Here is a 23,446-nt window from a genome sequence, read left to right as displayed (position 1 = left end):
AGAAGAAAGACGTGGATGACCCGCATAAAGCGGGTCATGACGAGTGACAGGTGAGAAATTTCACGGAGGGAGCCGAAGCGGCGTCACTTGCCGATGCAGAAGTCGCGGAAAATCACGTCGAGCAGATCCTCGACATCGACGCGGCCGGTGATGCGGCCCAGCGCGCGGGCGGCAAGACGGAGATCCTCGGCGACGAGTTCGGCGGCACGCTCCGCCTTCAAGGCCTCACCTGCCCGGGCAAGCGAGGCCGCGCAGTCGCCAAGCCCCTCGCGGTGACGGGCGCGGGTGATCATCGGATGTTCCTGGGCCTCATAGGCCGCGCCGACCCTCTCGCGGAGGACGGCTTCGAGAAGATCAAGCCCCTGCCCCGTCAGCGCCGAAACGCCGAGGACGCCGGGCGGCACCTCGCCGCCGAGATCGAGCTTGTTGACGATGCGGATGTCGCCCTCGCGCGCCAGCGAGAAATCGCCGCCCGCTCCGGGAGCGGTGATGACCAGACGGAGATCGGCCGCCTCCGCGCGCGCCAATGCCCGGCGCACGCCCTCCCGCTCGATGGCGCCTGCCGCCTCGCGCAATCCCGCCGTGTCGGCCAGCGTCACCGGCACGCCGCCGAGATCGAGCCGGACTTCGAGCACATCGCGCGTCGTCCCCGCCTCTTCCGAGACAATGGCGGCCTCGCGCCCCGCGAGGCGGTTGAGGAGGCTCGACTTGCCCGCATTCGGCGGCCCGATGATCGCCACCTCGACCCCGTCGCGAAGCCGCTCGCCCTTGCGCCCGTCATCGAGATGGGCGGCGATTTCAGCGGCCAGCGCCTCGATCTCGGGGAGGAGCTTGCGGGTGAGGCCGCCCGGCACATCCTCGTCGGGAAAATCGATTTCGGCCTCGGCGTAAGCCAGCGCCTTGATGAGCCGCGCGCGCCAGCCCTCATAGAGTCGGCCGAGCGCGCCCTCCATCTGGAGCAGCGCCTGGATGCGCTGCGCCTCGGTTTCGGCGTCGATGAGATCGGCGAGCCCTTCGACCTCGGTGAGGTCGAGCTTGCCGTTCTCGAAGGCGCGGCGCGTAAACTCGCCGGGCCGGGCCGCGCGAAGCCCCGGCAGCGCCGACAGGGCGCGCAGCATCGCGGCGACGACCGCGCGGCCGCCATGAATGTGGAACTCGGCAACATCCTCGCCGGTGAAGCTCGCCGGGCCCTCGAAGAACAGAAGGAGTCCACGATCGAGCGGCGCCTGCGTTTGCGGATCGCGGAAGCGGCTGAGCCGCGCCTCGCGCGCAGGCCCCGGTTCTTCGCCGGTGAGCGCGAGAACGGCCTCGCGCACATGCGGCCCCGACAGGCGCAGCACGGCAATGCCGGCGCGTCCCGCCGCCGTCGACAGGGCGTAAATCGTTTCCACTGCGCTGCGATCCGTTATCGGTGGCTCTAGGATTCTTTCTTCGCGCCGTCTTTCTTCGGCGCGGGTTTCTTGCCGCCGCCCATCGCCGTCTGCGCCATGCCCCAGAGCAGGTTCTGGAACTGCTCGAGCCCCTGCGCGCCGACCGGCATGATCGCCTTCACGATCTGCTCGGGATCGATATAGGACATGTTCGAGGCCATGCGCTTTTCGAGCTCGGCGATGAGGCGCTGCTGCATCGGTTCGAGGTCGGGCAGCCCCATCAGCCGCCGCGCTTCGACGGGCGTCAGTTCGACATCGATTGTGACTTTCATCGCCTTATCTCTTTCTCGACGGGGCGGATGGATTGCCCCACATTGCCGCAACAAATCAAATCATTGTTTCAAGTGAACCGTCCGGAAGCTCGCATGTCACGAAATTTCCTCAGCGCCGAAACGAGCCCCTATCTCCTCCAGCACGCGGAGAACCCGGTGCATTGGCGGCCTTGGGGCGAAGAGGCGCTCGCCGCCGCGAAGCGCGAGAAGAAACCGATCCTGCTCTCCGTCGGCTATGCCGCCTGTCACTGGTGCCATGTGATGGCGCATGAAAGCTTCGAGGATGAAGGCGTCGCCGCCGTGATGAACGAGCACTTCGTCAACATCAAGGTCGACCGCGAAGAGCGCCCCGACATCGACGCGATCTACATGTCGGCGCTGCATCTTCTGGGGCAGCAGGGCGGCTGGCCGCTGACCATGTTCCTGACGCCGGAGGGCGAGCCCTTCTGGGGCGGCACCTATTTTCCGAAGGAAGCGGCCTATGGACGGCCGGGCTTTGCCGATGTGCTGACCGAAGTCGCGCGCATCTTTCGCGAGGAACCGGCCAAGGTCTACAAGAACCGCGCGGCGCTGACCGAGGCGCTGAAGAAACAGGCCGGGACCGCGCGGCCCGGCGAGCCCACGCCGCAGGTGCCGATTATCGTCGCTGAAAAACTCGCCGAGATCATGGACCCGGAAAATGGCGGCATTCGCGGCGCGCCGAAATTTCCGCAAGTCCCCCTGCTCTCGCTCCTGTGGCGCGCGCATCTGAGGACCGGCCGCGAGGACTTCGCCCTCCCCGTCACCCGCGCCCTCGACCATATGTCCGAAGGCGGCATCTACGATCACCTGGGCGGCGGCTTCGCACGCTATTCGGTGGACGAGTTCTGGCTCGCCCCGCATTTCGAGAAGATGCTCTACGACAATGCGGCTCTGATCGACCTTCTGACGCTGGTCTGGGCCGAAACCGGCAAGCCGCTTTACGAGCGCCGCGTGCGCGAGACGGTGGAATGGGTCGCGCGCGAGATGACGACGGAAGGCGGCGGGTTTGCCGCTTCGCTCGATGCCGACAGCGAGGGCGTCGAGAGCAAATTCTATGTCTGGTCGGAAGCCGGGATCGACAATCTCCTCACGCCCGGCGAGGCGGAACTTTTCAAGCAGGTCTATGATGTGACGGCCGAAGGCAACTGGGAAGAGACGAACATATTGAACCGCCTCGCCCGCGCCGACGCGCCTTTCAGCGACGAAGAGGAAGCGGCGCTCGAACCGCTGAAGGCGCGGCTCTTTGCCGAGCGCGATATGCGCGTCCATCCGGGCTTCGACGACAAGGTGCTCGCCGACTGGAACGGGCTGATGATCGCCGCCCTGGCCCGCGCCGGCGCCACCTTCGGCGAGAGTGCGTGGGTGGAGATGGCGGCATCGGCCTTCCGCTTCGTGATGGAGACGATGAGAGTGGAGGGCCGCCTCCACCATGCCTGGCGCGAGGGGAAACTTCAGCACATCGCCATGGCCGACGATCTCGCCAATATGGCGGATGCGGCCGTCGCGCTCGCCGAAGCGACCGGCGACGAGGGTTATGTGGCGGAAGCTGAAAGCCTCATCGCCGAACTCGACGCCCATTACCGCGACGAGACGAATGGCGGCTACTTCTTCACCGCTGGCGACGCCCCGGCCCTCATCATCCGTAGGCGGACGGTTTCGGACGATGCAACGCCCGCCGCCAACGGAACGCTGCCGGGCACGCTGGTGAAGCTCGCGCTGCTGACCGGCAAGGCGGATTATTTTGCCCGCGCCGACGAGCTGATCCGCGCCTTCGCGGGCGAGCTGCAGGAGAACATCTTTCCGCTGGGGAGTTACATCGCGAGCCTCGACACCAGGCTCCGGCCCGTCCAGGTGGTGCTGATCGGAACGGAGGCGGAGACGGCGCCCCTCGCCCGCGCGGCCTTCTCCGTCTCCTGTCCCTCGCGCGTGCTGATGCGAATGCGCGACGGCAAGGTGCTGCCCGCCGGGCACCCGGCGCATGGCAAGGAAAGGCAGGACGGCAAACCCACCGCTTACGTCTGCGCCGGCGAGACCTGCTCGCTGCCGGTGACGGAGGCTGGTGCCCTCATCGAGGAAATGAAGCGGGCGCGGATGGGATAGACCCACACCGTCATTGCCGGGCTTGACCCGGCAATCCAGAAGGCGCGGACCGCGCCGTCTCTCTTCGCAAGACTGCGCCAAAGCGCCAGAGGAAACAGGAGAAGGAATTTTTGCGAAGAATGACGCCGCCTGCGGCGGCTACTGGATGCCCGGATCAAGTCCGGGCATGACAAGTGTAGAGAAAAAACGACATCCGCTTCTCACCTCACCGCCTTCCCCCGCCCGCGCGGCGTGAGCATTTCGGGCGGCTTCGGGTGTTCGGGCGGCCCGAGCCCGGCCTCCTCGCGGATCCAGTTGCGGAAGGCTTCGGCCCTGGGCTTCTTCAGCGCCCCTTCCGGATAGACGAGCCAGTAGCCCTCCTCGTCCGGCATCTCGATATCGAAGAGGCGGACGAGCCGGCCTTCGGCGAGGTCGGCCATGGCGAGCGTGTCGTTGGCGAGCGCGACGCCCTGCCCGCCCGCGGCCGCCTGCAGCGCGAGGCTCGCCTCGATGAAGAGCGGCCCGCGCATCGCCCAGCGCGGATGTTTCACGCCCGCCTCTTCGAGCCAGTTCACCCAGTGCTGCATCGTTTCCTCATGCAGCAGCGGATAGGATTTGAGGTCTTCGGGCTTGCGGATCGGGCGCCTGGGGTCGAGGAGCGCGGGCGAGCAGACGGGATAGACCGTCGCCTCGAAAAGCTTTTCGGAAACGACGTCCGGCCATTCGCCGAGCCCGTAGCGGATGCCGATATCGACATCCTCGCGCGCGAAATCGACGATGTCGGAGGATGGCAGCAGGCGAAGCTCGATATCGGGGTGGGCGCGGTTGAACTTGCCGAGCCGGAGCACCAGCCAGCGCGCCGCAAAAGAGGGCTCGACCGAAACGGTGAGCGTCGCATTGTCCTTCGCGCCCGCCTGCGCCCAGGCATCGGCCATCTGCTCGAAAGCGGCGGTGAGCGCCGGAACGAGCTTCTGCCCGCGCTCGGTCAGCTCGACGTGACGGCCCGTACGGTGAAAAAGCGGTGCGCCGAGTTCTTCCTCCAGCGCCCTGACCTGATGGCTGATTGCGGCATGGGTCACGCTGAGCTCGGCGGCAGCTTGAGAGAAACTGCCATGCCGGGCCGCGGCCTCGAAGGCCCGGAGCGCTTTCAGCGATGGCAGGCGGCGGGGAGCCATATGTTAGTTTATCTCACAACTGCGGTGCAAAAAGATCGTTTGATATATAGGCCCCGGCAGCGCATATCACCAGCGTAAACCCAAGCTACAAGAGGATACGCGGCCGGGTTCGATGGGAATGGTTCCCCGCTGGCCGTGTCTGAAGGTGAATAAAATGAACATCCTTGCCATTTATGCCACGAGTTATGTGGGCGCCTTCGATGTCGCCCTTTCGGCTCGCCGCGGAGACATCCGCGAGGCTGAAGGCCAGTTGGCCGGCAAGACCCGCGGCGAAACGATCCAGAACCGTCTCGCCAGGCTCTTCTCGCGCGGCAACGCCAAGCTCGCCGCCTGACAGGGCTCCCCGAAACAGGCTCCCCGAAAAAGTGAGGCCACTGCTTCGCATCCCCTCGCGTCGCTCCTGAAGGATAGGTAGAGTCCCCGCGACCCCACCCTTCCCACGAGACGATACGAGGAGATGCGCAAGTGAGCGGCGAGACGATAACGATCAAGGGACCGGACGGCTCTTTCTCGGGCTATCTGTCCAGACCCGCCTCCGGCACCGGTCCGGGTCCCAAGGCGGGCATCGTGGTCATCCAGGAAATCTTCGGCGTCAACAAGGTCATGCGCGACCTCTGCGACTGGCTCGCGGGGGAAGGCTATGTCGCGCTCTGCCCCGATCTCTTCTGGCGCATCGAGCCCGGCATCGACATCACCGACAAGACCGAAGCCGAGTGGAAGAAGGCTTTCGACCTCTTCGGCAAGTTCGACGTCGACAAGGGCGTGACGGATATCCAGGCGACGATCGCGACGTTGCGTCCGATGACAAGCGGCAAGGTCGGCGCCGTCGGCTATTGCCTCGGCGGCCAGCTCGCCTATCTCACCGCCTGCCACACGGATAGCGACGCTTCGGCCGGCTATTACGGCGTCAACATCCAGAACCGCCTCGGCGATGCCAAGGGCATCAAGGCGCCGCTGATGTTGCACATCGCCGGCAAGGACGAATTCGTCCCGCCGGAAGCGCAGGAGGCGGTAGTCGCCGGCCTGCACGGCAATCCGCACGTCACCATCCATCGCTATCCGGAGATGGACCATGCGTTCGCCCGTCCGGGCGGCGCGCATTACGACAAGGCGACGGCGGACGAGGCGAACGACCGCACGCTCAAATTCTTCCAGCGGCATCTGGCCTGACGCCTCGGGACCACGGGAGTCGCGGCCATGTCGCTCGATCTCTATCTCGGCTTCATTGCCGCGACGCTCATCCTCTGCGTGATCCCGGGGCCGGTGGTGACCTGGCTTGTCGCCTGCGGTATCGCGCAAGGCCCGCGCGCCGCGCTGACGGGGCTCGGCGGCACGACCGCCGCGCTCTCGACGCATATGGTGCTGACGGTGCTCGGCCTCGCGCCGCTGCTCGCCGCGCTCGGTCCCTGGGCCGAGGCGCTGAAACTGATCGGCGCGGCCTATCTCGTCTTTCTGGGCGTGCAGGCGTTGCGCGCACGCTACGCGGATCCGGACCTTCCCGATGCAAGGCGCGGACATGCGAACGGCGCGACGCTCTTCCGGCGCGGCTATCTGATCTCGGTGACGAACCCGAAGACGCTCGCCTTCTACGCCGCCTTCTTTCCGCAATTCATCGACCACACGGCGCCGGCAGGTCCGCAGCTTGTTCTCCTTGCCGTCACCTTCATCGTCGTGAGCACGCTTTCCGACGGCACTTTCGCCCTCGCGGCGGGCAAGCTCGCGCCCCATCTGAAGAGCGAACGCGCGCAAATGCTGCGCAATAAAATCACCGGCTCCGTGCTGGTCGCGGCCGGCATCGGCCTCGCGCTGACGCGGCGCTAGAAAGAACAGGGCCAGGAAAAGGAAACGAAACGCATGACGACGATCAAGGCGATCCGCATCGAAAAGACGGGCGGCCCCGAAGCGATGACGCTCCGCGACGTGGAGCTCGGCCAGCCGAAGCCCGGCGAGATCACGGTGCGCGCGAAGGCGATCGGCGTCAATTTCATCGACACCTATCACCGCTCGGGGCTCTATCCCGTGCCGCTTCCTTCGGGCATCGGCATGGAGGCGGCGGGCGTCGTCGAAGCCGTCGGCGAAGGCGTGACGCAATTCAAGGTGGGTGATCGCGCCGCCTATGCGAGCGGACCGATCGGCGCCTATGCGCAGGCGAATAATGTCGTCGCCTCAAGCGCCGTGAAAGTGCCGGACGGCATCGGCGACGAACAGGCGGCCGCGATGATGCTGAAAGGGCTCACCGCGCAGTTCCTGCTCCGCCAGACCTTCAGAGTGGAAAAGGGCCAGACGATCCTCTGGCACGCGGCGGCGGGCGGCGTCGGTCTCATCGCCTGCCAATGGGCGAAACATCTCGGCGCAACCGTTATCGGCACGGTCGGCTCGGAAGAAAAGGCGAAGCTCGCGCGCGAGCATGGCTGCGACCACGTCATCGACTATTCGAAGGAAGACGTCGCCGCGCGCGTGAAGGAGATCACGGGGGGCAAGAAGCTTCCCGTCGTTTATGACGGCGTCGGCAAGTCGACCTTCATTTCCTCGCTCGACAGCCTCGCGCCCCTGGGCCTTCTCGTCAGTTTCGGCAATGCGTCCGGCCCGGTCACGGATGTGAACCTTGGCATCCTCGCGCAGAAGGGTTCGCTCTACGTCACGCGGCCGACCATGTTCCACTACGCCGCAAAAACGCCCACCGCGATGCAGGAAATGGCCGACGATCTTTTCTCGGTCGTGAAGTCGGGCGCGGTGAAGATCGAGGTGAAGCAGCGTTATTCGCTCGCCGAAGCCGCCCGCGCCCATATCGATCTCGAAAGCCGCAAGACGGTCGGCGCGAGCGTGCTCGTCCCGTAAAAGAGGGAACATGATCGAAGGCTCCTGCCTCTGCGGCGCGGTGCGCTTTCATGCGAAGCGCATGAGCGGCATCGTCGAATGTCATTGCGCGATGTGCCGCAAGGCGGCGGGCGGTCATGCCGGTTTCTTCTTCGTGGCGATGCGCGATGACGTGACCTGGGAAGGCGCGGACAAACTCACCCGTTACGAGAGTTCGCCGGGTCTCGTGCGCAGCTTCTGCTCGCGCTGCGGCACCGCGATGACGGGCGCCAACCTGAAGGTGCCGGACGAGACGATTATTCTGACCGCGAACGCGCTGGAGGGAGAGGTGCCTGCGCGTGTAATCGCGCAGGAATATTGCTCCTCGAAAGCATCCTGGGCGGAGGGGCATGACGGCGCGCCGCAATTCGACGGCGCTTACCCCGGATGGGAAAAGCTCAAACCATGATACGCATCGCGCTCGCTCTCCTTCTGTTCGCCCTGTCCGCGGTTCCCGCGAATTCGGCAAGCGGGAACGAGCGGGAGGTGAACCTCGACGGCAGCCTCTTCGGCACGCTGACGATGCCCGGCGGGGAAGCTCCGGCCGATGCGGTGCTGATCCTTGCGGGCTCCGGACCGACGGACCGCGACGGCAATTTCCCGAGCGGCCAAAACGACAGCCTGAAGCTCCTTGCAGAGGAACTTGCCGCGCGCGGCATCGCGACGCTCCGGATCGACAAGCGCGGTGCCGGCGAGAGCATCGGCGCGGCGCCGGAGGAAGCGAAACTCCGCGCCGAAACCTTCGTCGAGGATGCGGTGCGCTGGCTCGAATTTCTCGAAGGCGAACCGCGTGTCCGCCGCATCGTCGCGATCGGCCATAGCGAGGGCGCGCTGGTCGCAACGCTCGCCGCCACCCGTCATCCCGTCGCCGGGCTCGTTCTGCTGACGGCGAGCGGCAGGCCCGCACCCGCTCTGATCCGCGAACAGCTTGGCGGACAGGACCTGCCGCCCGAAATCGCCGCGCGCGCGGAGGAAATCCTGAAAAGCCTCGAACACGGGGAAATGGTGGCCGACGTGCCGCCGCAGCTCGACACGCTCTACCGGCCAAGCGTGCAGCCTTACCTGATTTCCTGGTTCAAATACGATCCGGCGGCCGAACTCGCGAAGACCGGTGTTCCCGCGCTGGTGATACAGGGAACGCGCGACCTGCAGCAGCGCCCCGTCGATGGCGAGAAGCTCGAGGCCGCGCGCGACGGCGTGACCCTCCTCACCGTCGAAAACATGAACCATGTGCTGAAACTGGCGCCCGAAGACCGCGCGGGAAACATGGCGCTCTACGTGAACCCGCAAGCGCCGCTCGCGCCGGGCCTTGCCGATACGGTCGCGGATTTCATCCTGAAGATGACGGGGGAGGAAGAAACGCCCGCGCCTCAGACCTCGAGCCCGAGCGAGGGATCGGGAGCGCCGGCGCCCGTATCGAAATAGACGGCGCGGCGAAGCGTGAGAATACGGTCGAAGATGAGATCCGTCGTCCATTCCTCGACGTGAACCGCTGGCACGATGGTGCCGATGATCCGTTTCTTGCCGTCCGGGCCGGGCGCAATCGGCAAGGTCATGAACTCGCAGGGGAAGTGGCCCCCCTCCTTCAAGAAGACGTCTCGCACAAGCACGATGCCGCAAGGCTGTTCGTGAAGACGCTTGAGGCGCGCCCTGTCGATCTCGACCTCGTCATGGGAGAAGGCGAACATGTCGTAACCGGTGATGTCGGCGCCGGTCGCCTCGGCGAGCGCACTTCCGAAAATCCGGAAAACGAGCCTGTCTTCGTCTTCCCAGGAGAGATAGCGGATATAGGGAAGAAGCTCGACAAGAGCGCGGGGACTGACATCCCCCGCGTCGGGCATCGCACGGTCGCCGCGCGCCTCGAGCCACCAGGCGAGAAGCTGGCGGCCCGCATTGGAAAGCGTGATATCTCCGGCCGCAACCGGAACCCGGTCGAGGGACCCCTTGAGGCGCGCCTTGACCTTCTGGATGGAAGACCATTCCATCAGCGGCTGAATCCAGGTCGGGCGTCCCTCGCCCGAACCGCGCCCCTGTCTCGCCGTCATGAAAGCTCCACCACTCAACCAATTACACGCGTGAATTGCACGGTTGAGATTAGCAGAATTTCCTAATCAGGTGTTCATGCTGTCGAAGAACTCGCCGTTGTTTTTCGTCTGCTTGAGCTTGTCGAGCAGGAACTCGATGGCGTCGACCGTGCCCATCGGATTGAGGATGCGGCGCAGCACATACATCTTGGAAAGCTGGCCCTTCTCGACCAGGAGTTCTTCCTTGCGGGTGCCGGACTTGAGGATGTCGATCGCCGGGAAGACGCGCTTGTCGGCGATCTTGCGGTCGAGAATGATTTCCGAGTTACCGGTGCCCTTGAACTCTTCGAAGATGACTTCGTCCATGCGCGACCCAGTGTCGATCAGCGCCGTCGCGATGATGGTGAGCGAGCCGCCTTCCTCGATGTTGCGCGCCGCGCCGAAGAAGCGCTTGGGGCGCTGCAGCGCATTGGCATCGACACCGCCCGTCAGCACCTTGCCGGAGGACGGCACGACCGTGTTGTAGGCGCGGCCGAGACGGGTGATCGAGTCGAGCAGGATCACGACGTCGCGGCCATGTTCGACGAGGCGCTTGGCCTTTTCGATCACCATTTCGGCGACCTGGACGTGGCGCTGCGCGGGTTCGTCGAAGGTGGAGGAGATGACCTCGCCCTTCACCGAACGCTGCATGTCGGTCACTTCTTCCGGCCGCTCGTCGATCAGCAGCACGATCAGATAGCATTCGGGGTGATTGGTCGTGATCGAATGGGCGATGTTCTGGAGCAGCACCGTCTTGCCGGTGCGCGGCGGCGCGACGATCAGGCCGCGCTGGCCCTTGCCGAGCGGCGCCACGATGTCGATGACGCGGGACGAGCGGTCCTTGAGCGTCGGATCGTCCACTTCCATTTCGAGCTTTGAATCCGGGTAGAGCGGCGTGAGATTGTCGAAATGGACCTTGTGGCGCGCCTTGTCCGGGCTCTCGAAATTGACCGTCGAAACCTTGAGCAGCGCGAAATAGCGCTCGCCATCCTTCGGGCTGCGGATCTCACCTTCGACCGTATCGCCGGTGCGGAGCGAAAAGCGGCGGATCTGCGAGGGGGAGACGTAGATGTCGTCGGGACCCGGCAGGTAGTTTGCTTCGGGCGAGCGCAGGAAGCCGAAACCGTCCGGCAGCACCTCGACCACGCCCTCGCCGATGATGTCGACGCCCTGCTCGGCATATTGCTTCAGGATCGCGAACATCATGTCCTGCGTTCTGAGCGTGGAGGCGTTCTCGACCTCGAGTTCCTCGGCGAGCGCCAGAAGGTCCGTCGGGGATTTGGCCTTGAGGTCCTGCAGCTTGATCTGCGTCATCGGCTTGATAGGTCTTTCTCTGGGGTTTCCACTTGCCGTCCCTCTTTCAGGGTCGGTCCTCGGAGCGAGGGAGGGGAAATCTTTTCGGAATGGGGGAGGATAAAGCGGGTCTGCGAACGGCTGATGATATGTCGGAGAAACGGGCCTCGGGGTTCTTTCCGTCGCCGCACAGGCCTCGGGCTTTTGCCCTTGTGGAACCTCATGCGGGGATCTTCTGGCCGGCAAGACGCCCCTCGACGTGAGGAAAGACGCATTGGAGCCGGGAAAGAACGTAGGAAGGCCGCCGGAAGGAACCCGGCTTTGAAACCCATATAAAGCGCCCCGGTTCCGATTTCAACGGAAATTGGTGGGCGGCATCCTTGCCGTCAGAACGGCTTCGCGACCGCCAGCAGCACGATGAAGATGACGAGGGTGGGCGGGGCCTCGTTGACGATGCGGTAGAAACGGGCCGGCCGCTTGTTCTCGTCGCGCTCGAAGGCCTTGCGCCAGGCCGAAAACATCCCGTGCAGCCCCAGCATCGCGACGATCAGGACGAGCTTCGCCTGCATCCAGTGATCGCCGAAAAGCGAGGGGTTAATGGCAAACATCAGGAGGCCGAAAAGCAGGGTCGCGATCATCGCCGGATTGATGATCCCCCTGAACAGCCGCCGCTCCATCACCTTGAAGGTCTCGGACTTGTCGGAGCCCGGCTCGCTATCGGCATGATAGACGAAGAGGCGGGGAAGATAGGCCATGCCGGCCATCCAGAAGATCACCGAAATGATGTGAAGAGCCTTGATCCACAGATAGTATTCGGCAAGAAAACCCATATCTCTTCTTTTCCTTGATCAGCGGATCGTCTTGAGGCCGGCGTCTTTGGTGCAAACATGCCCCGCGGCGTCTTCCGGGCAGAGGATCGTTTCGTTTGCCTGCGCCGCACGCACGAGGCGGGCAAGCCCCTCGATGAAATGCGGCTCCGTGCCGAGCGCGGGCACGCGGATATAGGCCGGCACCCCGCTCTCCTTTGCCAGATGGGCATATTCCTTGTCGAGTTCGACGAGCGTTTCGGAATGTTCCGAAACGAAGGCGACCGGCAGCACGATGAGGGATTTGCCCTCCTTGCCCGCGCGCCGGACTTCATCGTCGGTCGAGGGTCCGATCCATTCGAGCGGCCCAACCCGGCTTTGATAGCAGGTGATCCAGTCGAGGCCGTCCATCCCGAGCCGCGCAACGATCGCGGCGCAGCTCTGTTCGACCTGGGCCTGATAGGGATCGCCCCGATCGACCACTTTTTTCGGCAGCCCATGAGCCGAGAAGAGGACGCGGACGCCCTCGATGCCGCCCGCCTCGCCGATGGCGGCGCGAAGAAGCGCGGCATAACCGGCGACGAAGCCCTCTTCGGTGGGATAGCAGCAGACCGCCCTTGCCGGCACGGCAAGCCCGGCGCCCGCCGCCGCTTTCTCCCAGTCGCGCAAGGAAGACTCGGTCGTGGTCGTCGAATATTGCGGATAAAGCGGCAAAAGCACGACTTCGGTCGCGCCCCAGGCCTTTGCAGAGGCAGCGGCCTCCCGCGCGAAGGGATGCCAGTAGCGCATGGCGAGGAAACAGCGGTACTCGGACTCGCCATCGGCTAATGCGGCTTCGAGGGCGGCACCCTGCGCCTGCGTCAGCGGCACGATCGGCGATCTGCCGCCAAGCTCCGCATAGATCTCCCTTGCCACAGGAGCACGGCGCCTGGAGACGAGTTTCGCGATCAGCCAGCGCAGCGGCTGCGGCACGCGGATGATGGCCGGATCGCTGAACAGGTTGAAAAGGAAAGGTTCGACCGCCTCCGGACGGTCCGGCCCGCCGAGGTTGAAAAGCACGATGGCGGTCTTCTTCGCCACTTGTGTGGTCACGGGCGCCATGCTTTCACGAGTTCGACGAGCTCGGCGACATGCTCCGGCGGTGTCTGCGGCACGATGCCATGGCCGAGATTGAAGATGAAGGGCCCTTTGCCCAGCGTTTCGAGAATGTGGAGCGCATGGGCGCGCATCTCCGCTCCGCCCGCCACCAGAAGCAGCGGATCGAGATTGCCCTGCACGCAGCCCTGAACCTGAAGCGCGTCCCTGGCCCATTCGGGCGAGACGCCGGTGTCAAGGCTAAGGGCCGTGACCCCGGTTTCGCTGAAATAGCGCACCGCCATGGCGCCCGCACCGCGCGGGAAAGCGATTACCGGCAGGCCCGGAAAGCGCGCCTGCATGAGTTCGCGGATCGCCTTCACGGGACGGAGCGCAAAACGCTCGAAGGCGAGTTCCGGCAGGCTTCCCGCCCAGGTATCGAAGATCTGGATGACTTCGGCGCCTGCCATGACCTGTGCCGACAGATGCTCGACCGTCGCCTCGACCAGAATGTCGATCAGCTTCTGGAATTCGTCCGGCGCGCGATAGGCCCAGAGCTTTGCCGCCGCCTGGTCGGGACTGCCCTTGCCGCCGACCATATAGGTCGCCACCGTCCAGGGCGCGCCCGCAAAACCGATCAGCGTCACCTCGGCGGGAAGACTCTTCGACAGCCGCGCCACCGTCTCGTAGACGGGCTTCAGATGCTCCGTGACGCGCGCCGGGCTCGACAGCGCCGCGAGAGCGCCCATGTCGCAGATCGGCTCCAGCACCGGCCCCTCGCCCTCCTTGAAGGCAACCTTCTGACCGAGCGCATCGGGCACGACAAGAATATCGGAAAAGAGGATCGCCGCGTCGAAGCCGTAACGCCTTATCGGCTGCAGCGTCACTTCCTCGGCAAGCTCGGGCGTGTAGCAAAGATCGAGAAAGCCGCCAGCCTTTGCCCGCACCTCGCGATACTCCGGCAGGTAGCGTCCCGCCTGGCGCATCATCCAGAGCGGCACGCCTTGCGTCTCGAGACCCGCAAGCGCTCTCAGCATTTTCTTTTCCGGAAGCATGGTTCCGGGAGCCTTTCTATCGCTCAACGGTTCTTTTCCCAATTCTATAGAAGAGTCTTGAAAGTGGTGGATAGGAGTGGATGCCTGTGGATGGCGGGGATCAAATGCCGACCCCGTTTTTTCCACAGTTCCGCTTCTGCCGCGCCGATCTGCGTTTCCTCGCCGTCTTCTATGCCACAGCCTGTGCGTAATTTCAGCCCGTCAGACTGACGCGCCTTTCTACGCGGATAGTTGGCCTGTGGATTGTCTCCGGCCTGCGAAGCGTTAATAGCGTGGACAAGTCGCACGCGGAGACGAGACTCGCCAGTCATACCCGTTTTTCGCAAGCGAACCGCGGGCTTTGTTCATGGACTCATGGAACGGGGGACGTATTTCGAAGCACGGGTATGACCCGGTAGGGCTTCCTTCCCTAACGCCTGTTACACCCGTTAATCACAGCTTTCCACAGGACCGAGACCAATATGCGCAAAGCCCGTTATGCTTTGCATGACAGGGATTGGCCGCAAAAAGAATTGGCATGGCGAGGAGGTGCCCGATACCTTGCCCCTGCCTTCGGGACCCGGACAGGACCAAGACCATCGCAATGAGCAACAAGCGCGTCTTTCATCTTCATCTCGTCTCCGACGCGACCGGCGAGACGCTGAACATGGTCGCGCGCGCGGCCTGCGCGCAATATGAGGATGCGCGTCCGATCGAACATGTCTATGCGCTGGTGCGCGGCCCGAAGCAGCTCGAACGTGTGCTGGGGGAAATCGAGAATGCGCCCGGCCTCGTCATGTTCACCATGGTGAACGACGAACTTCGCACGCGGCTCGAGAAGCGCTGCGCGGAGATACAGACGCCCTGCATCTCGGTGCTCGACCCCGCAATGCAGGCGCTGGGGAAATATCTCGGCAAGGAGAGCTCTCACAAGCCCGGCTCGCAGCATATCATGGATGCGGAATATTTCGACCGCATCGCCGCGCTCAACTACACGATGGCGCATGACGACGGACAATCGGCCGGCGATCTCGACGATGCGGACATCGTCCTGCTCGGCGTGAGCCGCACCTCGAAGACGCCGACCTGCATCTACCTGGCAAATCGCGGCATCAAGGCGGCGAATATTCCGATCGTGCCGGGCGCCGCCCTGCCCCCCGATCTCGAAACCGCGAAGAAGCCGCTCGTCGTCGGATTGACGACAAGCCCCGATCGCCTCGTGCAAATTCGCAAGAACAGGCTTCTTTCGCTGCACGAGAAGGCCGATACGGATTACGTTGCGCCCGATGTCGTTGCCGACGAGATTGCCTTTGCGCGCAAGCTCTTCGCGCGGAACGGCTGGCCGGTGATCGACGTGACGCGCCGCTCGATCGAAGAGACGGCGGCAGCCGTCCTCAATCTCTATAATGAGCGCCAGCGCGAGCGCATGAGCTGAGGCGTCATGACCGCTACCCCCCTTGTTCTCGCCTCCGCCAGCGCCGTCCGGCAGAAGCTTCTCGCGGAAGCGGGGCTCGCTTTCACGGCTGAGGATTCGCGTGTCGATGAAGACGCGCTCAAGACCGGATTCGCCCAGGGAGAAGCCGGACGCCATGCGACCCCCGAGGCGGAGACGGATGCGCTGGCGCTGGCGCTCGCGGAAGCGAAGGCGCTTGCCGTCTCGGCAAAACGCGAAGGCGCGCTTGTCATCGGCGCGGACCAGATCCTCTCCTGCGAAGGCCGCAGATACGACAAGCCGAAAAGCATGGCGGAAGCGCGCGCGAACCTGCTGGCCTTTCGCGGCCGCCCGCATATTCTTCATTCGGGTCTCGTCATCGTGAAGGACGGCGCCACGATCTGGAACCTGACCGCCCGCGCGACGCTGACCATGAGGGCTTTCAGCGAGGAGTTCCTCGACGCCTATCTGGATGAAACCGGAGAGCGCGTGATGAAAAGCGTCGGCTGCTATCAGCTCGAAGGGCCCGGCGTGCAGCTTTTCGAAAAGATCGAGGGCGACTATTTCGATATTCTGGGGCTGCCCATGCTGCCGCTCCTCGATGAACTCCGACGCCAAGGAGTTTTGGGTTCATGACAAGGCCGAGCAAGGAGCCTCGTCCCGCCGCGAGGCCCACATCATGACGAGAAGAGTCTGCGTCATTGGCTGGCCCGTTGCCCATTCGCGCTCGCCCCTGATCCATAATCACTGGATCGCGGAGCATTGCATTCCCGATGCACGCTACGAATTGCTGGCGGTGAAGCCGGAGGACGCGGCCGAGACGATCCGCCATCTCCACAAGCTCGATTTCATCGGCGCGAATGTCACCGTGCCGCACAAGGAAACGGCCTTTGCCGCGCTTGAGCGGCATGACGCGGTGGCCGGGCGCCTCAAGGCAGTCAACACCATCGTCACGCTGGAAGATGGCGCACTCGAAGGCCGCAATACCGATGGCTATGGCTTCATCGCCAACCTGAAAGCGGGCGCGCGGGACTGGCGCGCCAGCGAGGGCCCGGCGGTGATGCTCGGCGCGGGCGGCGCCGCGCGCGCCATTGCGCTGGCGCTCGAGGAAGAGGGCGTTCCCGAAATCCGCATCGTGAACCGCACCGTCGAACGCGCGCAAGCATTGATCCGCGATCTCGGCCTGACATCGGCCCGCGCCTGTTCGATGGACGAGGCGGAAGCCGCGCTCGATGGCGCGGGCCTTCTCGTCAATACGACGACACTCGGCATGAAGGGCGAAAGCGACGTCGATCTCGATCTCGCGCGCCTGCCGCGCGACGCGATCGTCACCGACATCGTCTATACGCCGCTCGAAACGGGGCTCTTGCGCCGCGCGCGGCTTGCCGGCCACGAGGTGGTGGACGGGCTCGGCATGCTGCTGCATCAGGCGGTGCCGGGCTTCGAGGCCTGGTTCGGCGTCCGTCCGCATGTGACGGAAGAACTGAGGAATATCGTGCTCGCCGATATCGGCCAGGCGAAATAGGGGAAGCGGGGAACGCAATGCTTCTTATCGGTCTCACCGGCTCGATCGGCATGGGCAAATCCGAAACGGCAAAGATGTTTCGCGAGCTCGGCGTGCCCGTCTATGACGCGGATGCCGCCGTTCACAAGCTTTACGAAAAGGGCGGCAAGGCGGTGGAACCGCTGCGCGCGGCCTTTCCCGCCGCCATTGTGGACGATGCGGTGGACCGCAAGGCGCTGTCGCGCTGCGTGATCGGGTTGCCCGACGAGATGAAGAAGCTCGAGGCGATCGTGCATCCGCTCGTCGGCGAGGCGCAGATGGAATTCCTGCGCGAGAACATGGCAGCGGGCCAGGCGATGGCGGTTCTCGACATTCCGCTTCTCTACGAGACGGGCGGCGAGACGCGCGTCGATGTTGTGGTGGTGGTTTCCGCTCCCTACGATCTCCAGAAGACGCGCGTGCTGGCGCGGCCCGATATGGATGAGGCGAAATTCGCCGCGATCCACGCCAGGCAGGTGCCCGACGCGGAAAAGCGCCGCCGCGCCGACTTCGTGGTCGAAAGCGACAAGGGCCTCGATCACGCGCGCGCGCAGGTCGCCGCCATCGTCGAGGCTCTGAAGACGCGAGAGGGCAAGGTGCTGAAGGAGCGTCTTCGCACCGGCTGACGCTTGTGACGGCAAAGGACTTGTGACGGCAAAGGAGAAGAAGCATGGAACAGCGCATAAGCTTCATCACGCTGGGCGTCACCGATCTCGCCCGCTCGCGCCAGTTCTATGAAATGCTCGGCTGGACGCCGCTGCCGCAAAGCAATCCCACCGTCGCCTTCTTCCAGTGCGGCGGCATCGTCTTCGCGCTGTTCGGCCGCGAGGCGCTTGCCGAGGATGCGAAGGTGGCCGCTTACGGCGAAGGTTTTTCCGGCGTCGCGCTCGCGCATAATGTGCGCGAGAAAAGCGAGGTCGACGAGGTGCTCGCCGAAGCCGAAGCGGCGGGCGGCCGCATCATGAGACCGGGCGGCGATGCGTTCTGGGGCGGCTATACCGGTTATTTCGCCGATCCCGACAACAATCTCTGGGAAGTTGCCTGGAATCCGGACGGGATCATCGGCGAAGACGGCTCGTTCCATTTCTCCGACGAATAGGCGACAATGGACGCCACCGCTTTCGGGGGAAAGCGGGTCACGGGCGATACGGGAAAAACATGCGCGAGATCGTGCTCGACACCGAAACCACGGGCATCAGCCCGCAGGATGGCCACCGGCTGGTCGAAATCGGCTGTCTCGAACTTTTCAATCACGTCGCAACGGGAAAGTTTTTCCACACCTATGTCGATCCCGAGCGCGACATGCCCGAAGGCGCCTTCCGCGTTCACGGGCTCTCCGCCGAGTTCCTGTCGGACAAGCCGAAATTCGCGGAAGTGGCGGACGCCTTTCTCGAATTCATCGCGGACGATCCCCTCGTCATCCACAACGCTTCCTTCGACATGGGCTTCATTAATGCCGAGCTGAAGCGGATCGGCCGCGCGGCCCTGCCGATGGCGCGCGCCATCGACACGCTCGACATTGCGCGGCGGAAATTTCCCGGCTCGCAGAACAATCTCGATGCGCTGTGCCGCCGCTTCAATGTCGACAATTCCGGCCGTACCAAGCATGGCGCGCTGCTCGACAGCGAACTGCTCGCCGAGGTCTATCTCGAGATGATGGGCGGCCGTCAGCCGGGCCTTGTGCTGCAGACGGAACTGGCCGGCAAGACGGGCGAGCGCGTGGCCCGTGCCGCACGGCCCGTGCCTCTTCCCCCGCGCCTCACCGGTGCCGAACGCGAGGCGCATGACGCCTTCATCGCCACGCTGGGCGACGACGCGCTCTGGCTCGGCCAGAAAAGCTGAAGAGAGAAGCGGGCAGTCAGTTGGGCTGCTGCGCGCCCGCGACTTCCTGCGCCATCTGCTCGCGGCGCTGCTGATAGAGGCTGACGAAGTCGATCGGATCGATCATCAGCGGCGGATAGCCGCCGTCGCGGGTGACGTCGGCGAGCGCACGGCGCGCGAAGGGGAAGATCTGGCGCGGGCATTCGACGACGAGCACCGCTTCGAGATCCTGCTCGGGAATATTCGTCAGGCGGAAGAGACCGGCATATTCGATCTCGACGAGGAACATCGGCTTTTCCTTCACCGTTGCCTCGGCGCCGATCTTGAGCGCGACTTCGTAGTCCGTGTCGCTCATCCGCTTCACGCCGACATCGACGCGGATCCCGATCGAGGGCGTTTCGTCCACCGGGCCGAGCATTTGCGGCGCGTTCGGGTTCTCGAAGGACAGGTCCTTGACGTATTGCGTCAGCACGCGCAGTTGCGCGCCCGTCTGGGTGGCGCCATTGCCTGCATTGGCCGAGCCCTGATCCGACATCCTTGCCTCATCGCTTCTCGATTTCGGGAAGGCTGCTGGCTATCACGGAACGCGGTGGCGAACAAGAAAGCCGGGGACCACGGGGAGACTTATTGCCTCCAGGGTGAATCCGGATCGGGGCCAGACCCCCGCGGCGCGTCGGCATCCTCGCCGATTTCCTCAGCCTCTCCCTCGATCACGGGGCCTCGCCGTGAGGGCGCCGGCCCGCTTCCGCCCGGCCCGAAGCCGCCGGGACCCATGCCCGGCCCCATGCCCATGCCGCTCCGATAGACCGTGAAGCGGCTGCTCGCGGCGATCCGCCGCGCCGCGAACCGGCCGATGGCGCGCCGGATGGGCGGAATGAGGAGAAGGAAGCCGATGCAATCGGTGAACAGGCCGGGCGTCACCATGAGAAGGGCGGCGGCGATGAGGAAGACGCCATCGAGCATTTCCGCGACCGGCGGCTCGCCCCGGCGCATCGCTTCCTCGGCGCGTCGCCATGTCGCAAGCCCCTGCACCCTGAGAAGCGTCGCGCCGAGAAGGGCCGTCAGGAGCACGATGGCGACCGTCGGCCAGACGCCGATCGCCCCGCCCACTTCGATGAAGATGGCGATTTCGATGAGCGGCACGGCGAGGAAGATGAGGAAAATGAAAGCGGGCAAGACGGACTTTCGCGGGGGTTTCGGTAAATTTAAGCATCGGGCGGCGCCCGCGCTAACCATGAAGATAGGGTACGGGACACCCTTTGCCCACATGGCTCCGGTAGTAAAACGCCTTCCAATGCCCTAGGTTATGGCTCAGGAACGAATAAGTGAAAGAACAACGGTAACGGCAGGCCTGCCCCCGTCGCGAAGGCGGCTCCGGCGCAAGGGAGCCCCGCGAGAGGGACGGAAAATGGCGCGGCCTCCGGTGTGAAAGGCTCCTCGAGCGAATGGACGACGGCTTGAATCTTCTGAACATCATCCTGCTCGCGATTGCTGTCGGCGTATTTCTGAAACTCAGAAGCGTGCTGGGGCGGCGGACGGGGCATGAGCGCCCGCCCTACGATCCCTATTCGGGCGACGCGGCCGGCAACGACAAGGTGGTGACGCTGCCCAAGCGCCCGCGCGACGGAGCCCTGGGCGAAAGGGACGGCGCGGCGCGCACGATCGACGCCGCAGGCGATCCTTTTGCCGCGGCGCCTTCGCGGGATCGCTGGCGCGGCATTGCCGAACCGGGCACGCCGCTTGCCGATGGCCTCGACGCGATCGCCGCGAGCGACCGCTATTTCGACGCCGGCGCTTTCCTCTCCGGCGCCCGTTCGGCCTATGAGATGATCGTGACCGCCTATGCGGCGGGCGACCGCGAAACGCTGAAGCCGCTTTTGAGCAACGAGGTCTATCGCAGTTTCGACGACGCCTTGAAGGCGCGCGAAAAGGACGGCCTCACGGTCGAGCAGAGCTTCATCGGCATCGAGAAGGCGGCACTCAAGGGAGCCTCGCTCGACGGCTCGCGGGCAAGGCTCACCATCGCCTTCAAGAGCACGCTCACCTCCTGCACCAAGAATTCCGACGGCGTGGTGATCGAGGGCGATCCCGTGACCGTGCGCGAAGTGACGGATGTCTGGACTTTCGAACGCGATGTGAAGAACCGCGACCCGAACTGGAAGCTGGTCGCGACCGGCGCTTCCGACTGACCGGCGGTGGCGATGCGGCTCGGTGCGGTGTCTCTTCTCCTCATGGGAGGACTTCTTCTTGGCCATGCGCCGGGCGCGCCTGAGATGAGCGCGCATGCCGCTTCCCCTGTTTCCGCTCGCCTGTCCTTTTCCGGCATCGAGGGCTGGCAGACCGACGACCAGTCGGCGGCGCTGACCGCCTTCAAGGGTTCCTGCGCGCGCATATTGAAGCTCTCGCCCTCCGCGCCGCTCGACACCAAAGGCGGCGATCCCGTTTACGGCCGCGCGGGAGACTGGCAACCCGCCTGCGAAGCGGCGGCGCAGGTCGCGCCCGGCGCCGGCAATGCGCGCGGCTTCTTCCAGCACTGGTTCGCGCCCGTCCGCCTTTCCGGCGGGCCCGGCCTCTTCACCGGCTATTACGAGCCGGAGATGAAGGGGTCGCTGACGCGGCACGGGGTTTACCAGACGCCGGTGCTGGCACCTCCCGCCGGCTTCCGCATGGTCGAAGGCGGCGGCAGCTTCCCGAACCGGGCCGCCATCGAGGACGGCGCGCTCGATACGGACAAGCTCGCGCTTCTCTGGCTCGAAAGCCCGATCGACGCGTTCTTTCTTCATGTGCAGGGTTCGGGCCGTGTGAAGCTCGAAACGGGCGAGACCGTGCGTCTCACCTTCGCGGCGAAGACGGGTCATCCCTATACCTCGATCGGCAAGCTCCTTGTCGAGAAGGGCGAGATGCCGCTCGACGAAGTTTCGATGCAGACGATCCGGGCTTGGGCGGAGGCGCATCCGGAAGAAGGCCGCGCGCTGATGCGCCGCAACGAGTCCTATATCTTTTTCCGTGTACTGAGAAATGTCGATCCCGCCATGGGCCCGCCCGGCGCCGAAGGCGTGAGCCTGACGCCGGGGCGGAGCCTCGCGGTCGACCGCAGCCATCATCCGCTCGGCACCCTGCTCTTTCTGACGACCGAACATCCCACCGTCGACGGGAAGGCCCGTGTGCCCGTGCGCCGGCTGATGGTCGCGCAGGATACGGGTTCGGCGATCAAGGGCCGCCAGCGCGGCGACATCTTCTTCGGCTCGGGCGCGGAAGCGGGCGAGATCGCGGGCCGGATGAAGGCCGAAGGCGAACTGATCGCGCTGGTGCCCAAGAGCATTGCGCGCTGATCGGGGCCGTCGAACCGGGACAGGGCATTTTTATGGCGAGCGGGAAAGAGAAGATGCCGCGCCCGAAATCCAGACAGCGCCGCCATCTGACGGACGAGGAGCGCAAGCTCTGGCGTGCCGTCACGAAAGACGCGAAGCCGATCTCCCGGCGCCCCGCGGAAGCGGAGGAGGCGCTGCCCGAAGAGGAGCGCAAGGAAGCCCTCCCCGTTCGCCCGCAATCGCTTGTGCCCCTGCCCGAACGGCCAGCCGCGCCGCCGCCGCGCCGCGCCTCCGAGCCGCCGCCGCTCACCGGCCTCGACCGCCGCACGAGCCAGCGCCTTGCCCGCGGGCAGATGGAGGTGGAGGCGACCCTCGACCTTCACGGGCACGGCCAGGAAGCGGCGCATCGGGCGCTGACGGGTTTCATCGGCACCGCGCGGGCACGCGGGCTGCGCTGCGTTCTCGTCATCACCGGCAAGGGCGCCTCTCCTTACGCGCGCCACACGCTGCATGGCACGAGCTTCTACGAAGCGCCGGAGCGCCAGGGCGTGCTGCGCAGCGCCGTTCCGCGCTGGCTCAACGAGGCGGAGCTTCGCGCCCATGTCTCGGGTTTCCAGCCCGCCCATCCCAAACATGGCGGCGGCGGCGCTTTCTATGTCTGGCTGCGCAAGAAGAGATGACCCCCTTCGGCCGCAAGCTGCGCGAATTGCGCGCCACCCGGGGCGTCACCATGAAGGAGATGGCGGCCGCGCTCCGCGTCACGCCCGCCTATCTCTCCGCCCTCGAGCATGGCAAGCGCGGCCGCCCGAGCTGGCGCCTCGTGCAGGCGATCATCGGCTATTTCAATGTGATCTGGGACGAGGCGGAGGAACTGGAGCGATTGGCCCGTCTCTCCCATCCGCGCGTGGCGATCGACACGTCGGGCCTTGCCCCGCAGGCAACGGAACTCGCCAACCGCCTTTCGGAGGAAATCGCAGAGATGAGCCAGGCGGAAATCGCCGGAATGCTCGCTCTTCTCGACAAGCGGAGAGCAAAGAAGCGAAAGACTCGCCCGCAGTGAAGCGACGCATCCGGTTGGGGCTCGCGCGGGGCGAAGATGCGTCTTTCCGGATTCGCCGGAAGCGAGAAAGCGGAAGGCTCACGGATTCGCGGCGCGCCTCGAACGGCGAAGCCGATGGACGCAAGCCCGCGCAAGGGCTTCAATGGAGCGCCTTCCTTTGCCGCCACGGCATGAAA

At 64.8% G+C, this 23,446-nt stretch carries 27 protein-coding genes; 17 read left to right on the top strand and 10 right to left on the bottom strand.

Features of this window, described 5'->3' with window-relative positions; translation table 11 throughout:
• Window positions 1-83: 83 nt before the first annotated feature.
• Complete coding sequence (mnmE, locus tag ACKUUH_RS00365) at window positions 84-1,391, bottom strand: tRNA uridine-5-carboxymethylaminomethyl(34) synthesis GTPase MnmE (RefSeq protein ID WP_407947854.1); 1,308 nt, start codon at window positions 1,389-1,391, stop codon at window positions 84-86.
• 26 nt (window positions 1,392-1,417) lie between these two features.
• On the bottom strand, window positions 1,418-1,702 hold the full coding sequence (locus ACKUUH_RS00360; RefSeq protein WP_407947853.1) for a DUF6489 family protein: 285 nt from the start codon (window positions 1,700-1,702) through the stop codon (window positions 1,418-1,420).
• Between the two features lie 93 nt (window positions 1,703-1,795).
• Between ACKUUH_RS00360 and ACKUUH_RS00355 the strand changes: the two genes are divergently transcribed.
• Window positions 1,796-3,823 (top strand): thioredoxin domain-containing protein, encoded by a 2,028-nt coding sequence (locus ACKUUH_RS00355; RefSeq protein WP_407947852.1) that lies wholly within the window; start codon window positions 1,796-1,798, stop codon window positions 3,821-3,823.
• 200 nt (window positions 3,824-4,023) lie between these two features.
• Here ACKUUH_RS00355 and ACKUUH_RS00350 read toward each other — a convergent pair whose 3' ends face one another.
• Window positions 4,024-4,977, bottom strand: coding sequence for a transcriptional regulator GcvA (locus ACKUUH_RS00350; RefSeq protein ID WP_407947851.1), 954 nt, complete (start codon window positions 4,975-4,977; stop codon window positions 4,024-4,026).
• Window positions 4,978-5,131: 154 nt separating this feature from the next.
• Here ACKUUH_RS00350 and ACKUUH_RS00345 point away from each other — a divergent pair, with 154 nt between their 5' ends.
• The 6 genes from ACKUUH_RS00345 to ACKUUH_RS00320 all read left to right on the top strand — a co-directional run bounded on the left by ACKUUH_RS00345 (window position 5,132) and on the right by ACKUUH_RS00320 (window position 9,258).
• Complete coding sequence (locus ACKUUH_RS00345) at window positions 5,132-5,311, top strand: hypothetical protein (RefSeq protein ID WP_407947850.1); 180 nt, start codon at window positions 5,132-5,134, stop codon at window positions 5,309-5,311.
• Window positions 5,312-5,442: 131 nt separating this feature from the next.
• The gene (locus ACKUUH_RS00340; RefSeq protein WP_407947849.1) at window positions 5,443-6,147 is read left to right on the top strand and encodes a dienelactone hydrolase family protein; all 705 of its coding nucleotides are present in this window, start codon (window positions 5,443-5,445) and stop codon (window positions 6,145-6,147) included.
• 27 nt (window positions 6,148-6,174) lie between these two features.
• Window positions 6,175-6,798: a LysE family translocator gene (locus ACKUUH_RS00335; protein ID WP_407947848.1), complete on the top strand. Its 624-nt coding sequence runs from the start codon at window positions 6,175-6,177 to the stop codon at window positions 6,796-6,798.
• Window positions 6,799-6,831: 33 nt separating this feature from the next.
• Window positions 6,832-7,815, top strand: coding sequence for a quinone oxidoreductase family protein (locus ACKUUH_RS00330; protein ID WP_407947847.1), 984 nt, complete (start codon window positions 6,832-6,834; stop codon window positions 7,813-7,815).
• A gap of 10 nt (window positions 7,816-7,825) precedes the next feature.
• A complete protein-coding gene (locus ACKUUH_RS00325; RefSeq protein WP_407947846.1) occupies window positions 7,826-8,242 on the top strand; it encodes a GFA family protein in 417 nt (138 codons plus the stop codon).
• Complete coding sequence (locus tag ACKUUH_RS00320) at window positions 8,239-9,258, top strand: alpha/beta hydrolase (RefSeq protein WP_407947845.1); 1,020 nt, start codon at window positions 8,239-8,241, stop codon at window positions 9,256-9,258. The genes ACKUUH_RS00325 and ACKUUH_RS00320 overlap by 4 nt, the downstream gene beginning before the upstream one ends.
• Here ACKUUH_RS00320 and ACKUUH_RS00315 read toward each other — a convergent pair.
• The 5 genes from ACKUUH_RS00315 to hemE all read right to left on the bottom strand — a co-directional run bounded on the left by ACKUUH_RS00315 (window position 9,204) and on the right by hemE (window position 14,106).
• Window positions 9,204-9,878 (bottom strand): PAS domain-containing protein, encoded by a 675-nt coding sequence (locus tag ACKUUH_RS00315; protein ID WP_407947844.1) that lies wholly within the window; start codon window positions 9,876-9,878, stop codon window positions 9,204-9,206. The two genes, ACKUUH_RS00320 and ACKUUH_RS00315, sit on opposite strands and share 55 nt — an antisense overlap.
• 66 nt (window positions 9,879-9,944) lie before the next feature.
• Complete coding sequence (gene rho / locus ACKUUH_RS00310; RefSeq protein ID WP_407947843.1) at window positions 9,945-11,210, bottom strand: transcription termination factor Rho; 1,266 nt, start codon at window positions 11,208-11,210, stop codon at window positions 9,945-9,947.
• Between the two features lie 365 nt (window positions 11,211-11,575).
• The gene (gene hemJ, locus ACKUUH_RS00305; protein ID WP_407947842.1) at window positions 11,576-12,019 is read right to left on the bottom strand and encodes a protoporphyrinogen oxidase HemJ; all 444 of its coding nucleotides are present in this window, start codon (window positions 12,017-12,019) and stop codon (window positions 11,576-11,578) included.
• A gap of 18 nt (window positions 12,020-12,037) precedes the next feature.
• Window positions 12,038-13,087, bottom strand: a complete 1,050-nt coding sequence (gene hemH / locus ACKUUH_RS00300; RefSeq protein WP_407947841.1) for a ferrochelatase — start codon at window positions 13,085-13,087, stop codon at window positions 12,038-12,040.
• Window positions 13,084-14,106, bottom strand: coding sequence for a uroporphyrinogen decarboxylase (hemE, locus tag ACKUUH_RS00295; RefSeq protein WP_407947840.1), 1,023 nt, complete (start codon window positions 14,104-14,106; stop codon window positions 13,084-13,086). Before hemE ends, hemH begins: the two co-directional genes overlap by 4 nt.
• Before the next feature lie 601 nt (window positions 14,107-14,707).
• Between hemE and ACKUUH_RS00290 the strand changes: the two genes are divergently transcribed.
• Genes ACKUUH_RS00290 through dnaQ form a run of 6 tightly spaced genes read left to right on the top strand, consistent with a single transcriptional unit; the run spans window position 14,708 to window position 18,920 of the window.
• Entirely contained in the window at window positions 14,708-15,538 is an 831-nt protein-coding gene (locus ACKUUH_RS00290) for a pyruvate, water dikinase regulatory protein (RefSeq protein WP_407947839.1), read from the top strand.
• Between the two features lie 6 nt (window positions 15,539-15,544).
• On the top strand, window positions 15,545-16,171 hold the full coding sequence (locus tag ACKUUH_RS00285; RefSeq protein WP_407947838.1) for a Maf family protein: 627 nt from the start codon (window positions 15,545-15,547) through the stop codon (window positions 16,169-16,171).
• Window positions 16,172-16,214: 43 nt separating this feature from the next.
• Window positions 16,215-17,060, top strand: a complete 846-nt coding sequence (locus ACKUUH_RS00280; RefSeq protein ID WP_407947837.1) for a shikimate dehydrogenase — start codon at window positions 16,215-16,217, stop codon at window positions 17,058-17,060.
• A 17-nt stretch (window positions 17,061-17,077) separates the two neighbouring features.
• Window positions 17,078-17,704 carry a dephospho-CoA kinase gene (coaE, locus tag ACKUUH_RS00275; protein ID WP_407947836.1) on the top strand — a complete coding sequence of 209 codons (627 nt, stop codon included), beginning with the start codon at window positions 17,078-17,080 and terminating at the stop codon, window positions 17,702-17,704.
• 44 nt (window positions 17,705-17,748) lie between these two features.
• Entirely contained in the window at window positions 17,749-18,177 is a 429-nt protein-coding gene (locus tag ACKUUH_RS00270) for a VOC family protein (RefSeq protein ID WP_407947835.1), read from the top strand.
• A 59-nt stretch (window positions 18,178-18,236) separates the two neighbouring features.
• The gene (dnaQ, locus tag ACKUUH_RS00265) at window positions 18,237-18,920 is read left to right on the top strand and encodes a DNA polymerase III subunit epsilon (protein WP_407947834.1); all 684 of its coding nucleotides are present in this window, start codon (window positions 18,237-18,239) and stop codon (window positions 18,918-18,920) included.
• A 16-nt stretch (window positions 18,921-18,936) separates the two neighbouring features.
• Here dnaQ and secB read toward each other — a convergent pair whose 3' ends face one another.
• Together secB and ACKUUH_RS00255 are read right to left on the bottom strand one after the other, a co-directional pair.
• Window positions 18,937-19,434, bottom strand: coding sequence for a protein-export chaperone SecB (gene secB, locus ACKUUH_RS00260; RefSeq protein ID WP_407947833.1), 498 nt, complete (start codon window positions 19,432-19,434; stop codon window positions 18,937-18,939).
• Window positions 19,435-19,523: 89 nt separating this feature from the next.
• The gene (locus tag ACKUUH_RS00255; RefSeq protein WP_407947832.1) at window positions 19,524-20,075 is read right to left on the bottom strand and encodes an FxsA family protein; all 552 of its coding nucleotides are present in this window, start codon (window positions 20,073-20,075) and stop codon (window positions 19,524-19,526) included.
• A 281-nt stretch (window positions 20,076-20,356) separates the two neighbouring features.
• Between ACKUUH_RS00255 and ACKUUH_RS00250 the strand changes: the two genes are divergently transcribed.
• Genes ACKUUH_RS00250 through ACKUUH_RS00235 form a run of 4 tightly spaced genes read left to right on the top strand, consistent with a single transcriptional unit; the run spans window position 20,357 to window position 23,270 of the window.
• Window positions 20,357-21,088, top strand: coding sequence for a Tim44/TimA family putative adaptor protein (locus ACKUUH_RS00250; RefSeq protein ID WP_407948015.1), 732 nt, complete (start codon window positions 20,357-20,359; stop codon window positions 21,086-21,088).
• 12 nt (window positions 21,089-21,100) lie between these two features.
• On the top strand, window positions 21,101-22,231 hold the full coding sequence (locus ACKUUH_RS00245; RefSeq protein WP_407947831.1) for a murein transglycosylase A: 1,131 nt from the start codon (window positions 21,101-21,103) through the stop codon (window positions 22,229-22,231).
• A gap of 53 nt (window positions 22,232-22,284) precedes the next feature.
• Entirely contained in the window at window positions 22,285-22,890 is a 606-nt protein-coding gene (locus ACKUUH_RS00240) for a Smr/MutS family protein (protein ID WP_407947830.1), read from the top strand.
• On the top strand, window positions 22,887-23,270 hold the full coding sequence (locus ACKUUH_RS00235) for a helix-turn-helix domain-containing protein (protein ID WP_407947829.1): 384 nt from the start codon (window positions 22,887-22,889) through the stop codon (window positions 23,268-23,270). The genes ACKUUH_RS00240 and ACKUUH_RS00235 overlap by 4 nt, the downstream gene beginning before the upstream one ends.
• The last annotated feature ends 176 nt before the right edge of the window (window positions 23,271-23,446 follow it).

The sequence above is a fragment of the Parvibaculum sp. genome, assembly GCF_045863935.1.
Lineage (GTDB): Bacteria > Pseudomonadota > Alphaproteobacteria > Parvibaculales > Parvibaculaceae > Parvibaculum.
The sequence above is the reverse complement of the archived record's forward strand: the minus strand, read 5'-3'. Positions and strand labels throughout refer to the sequence as shown.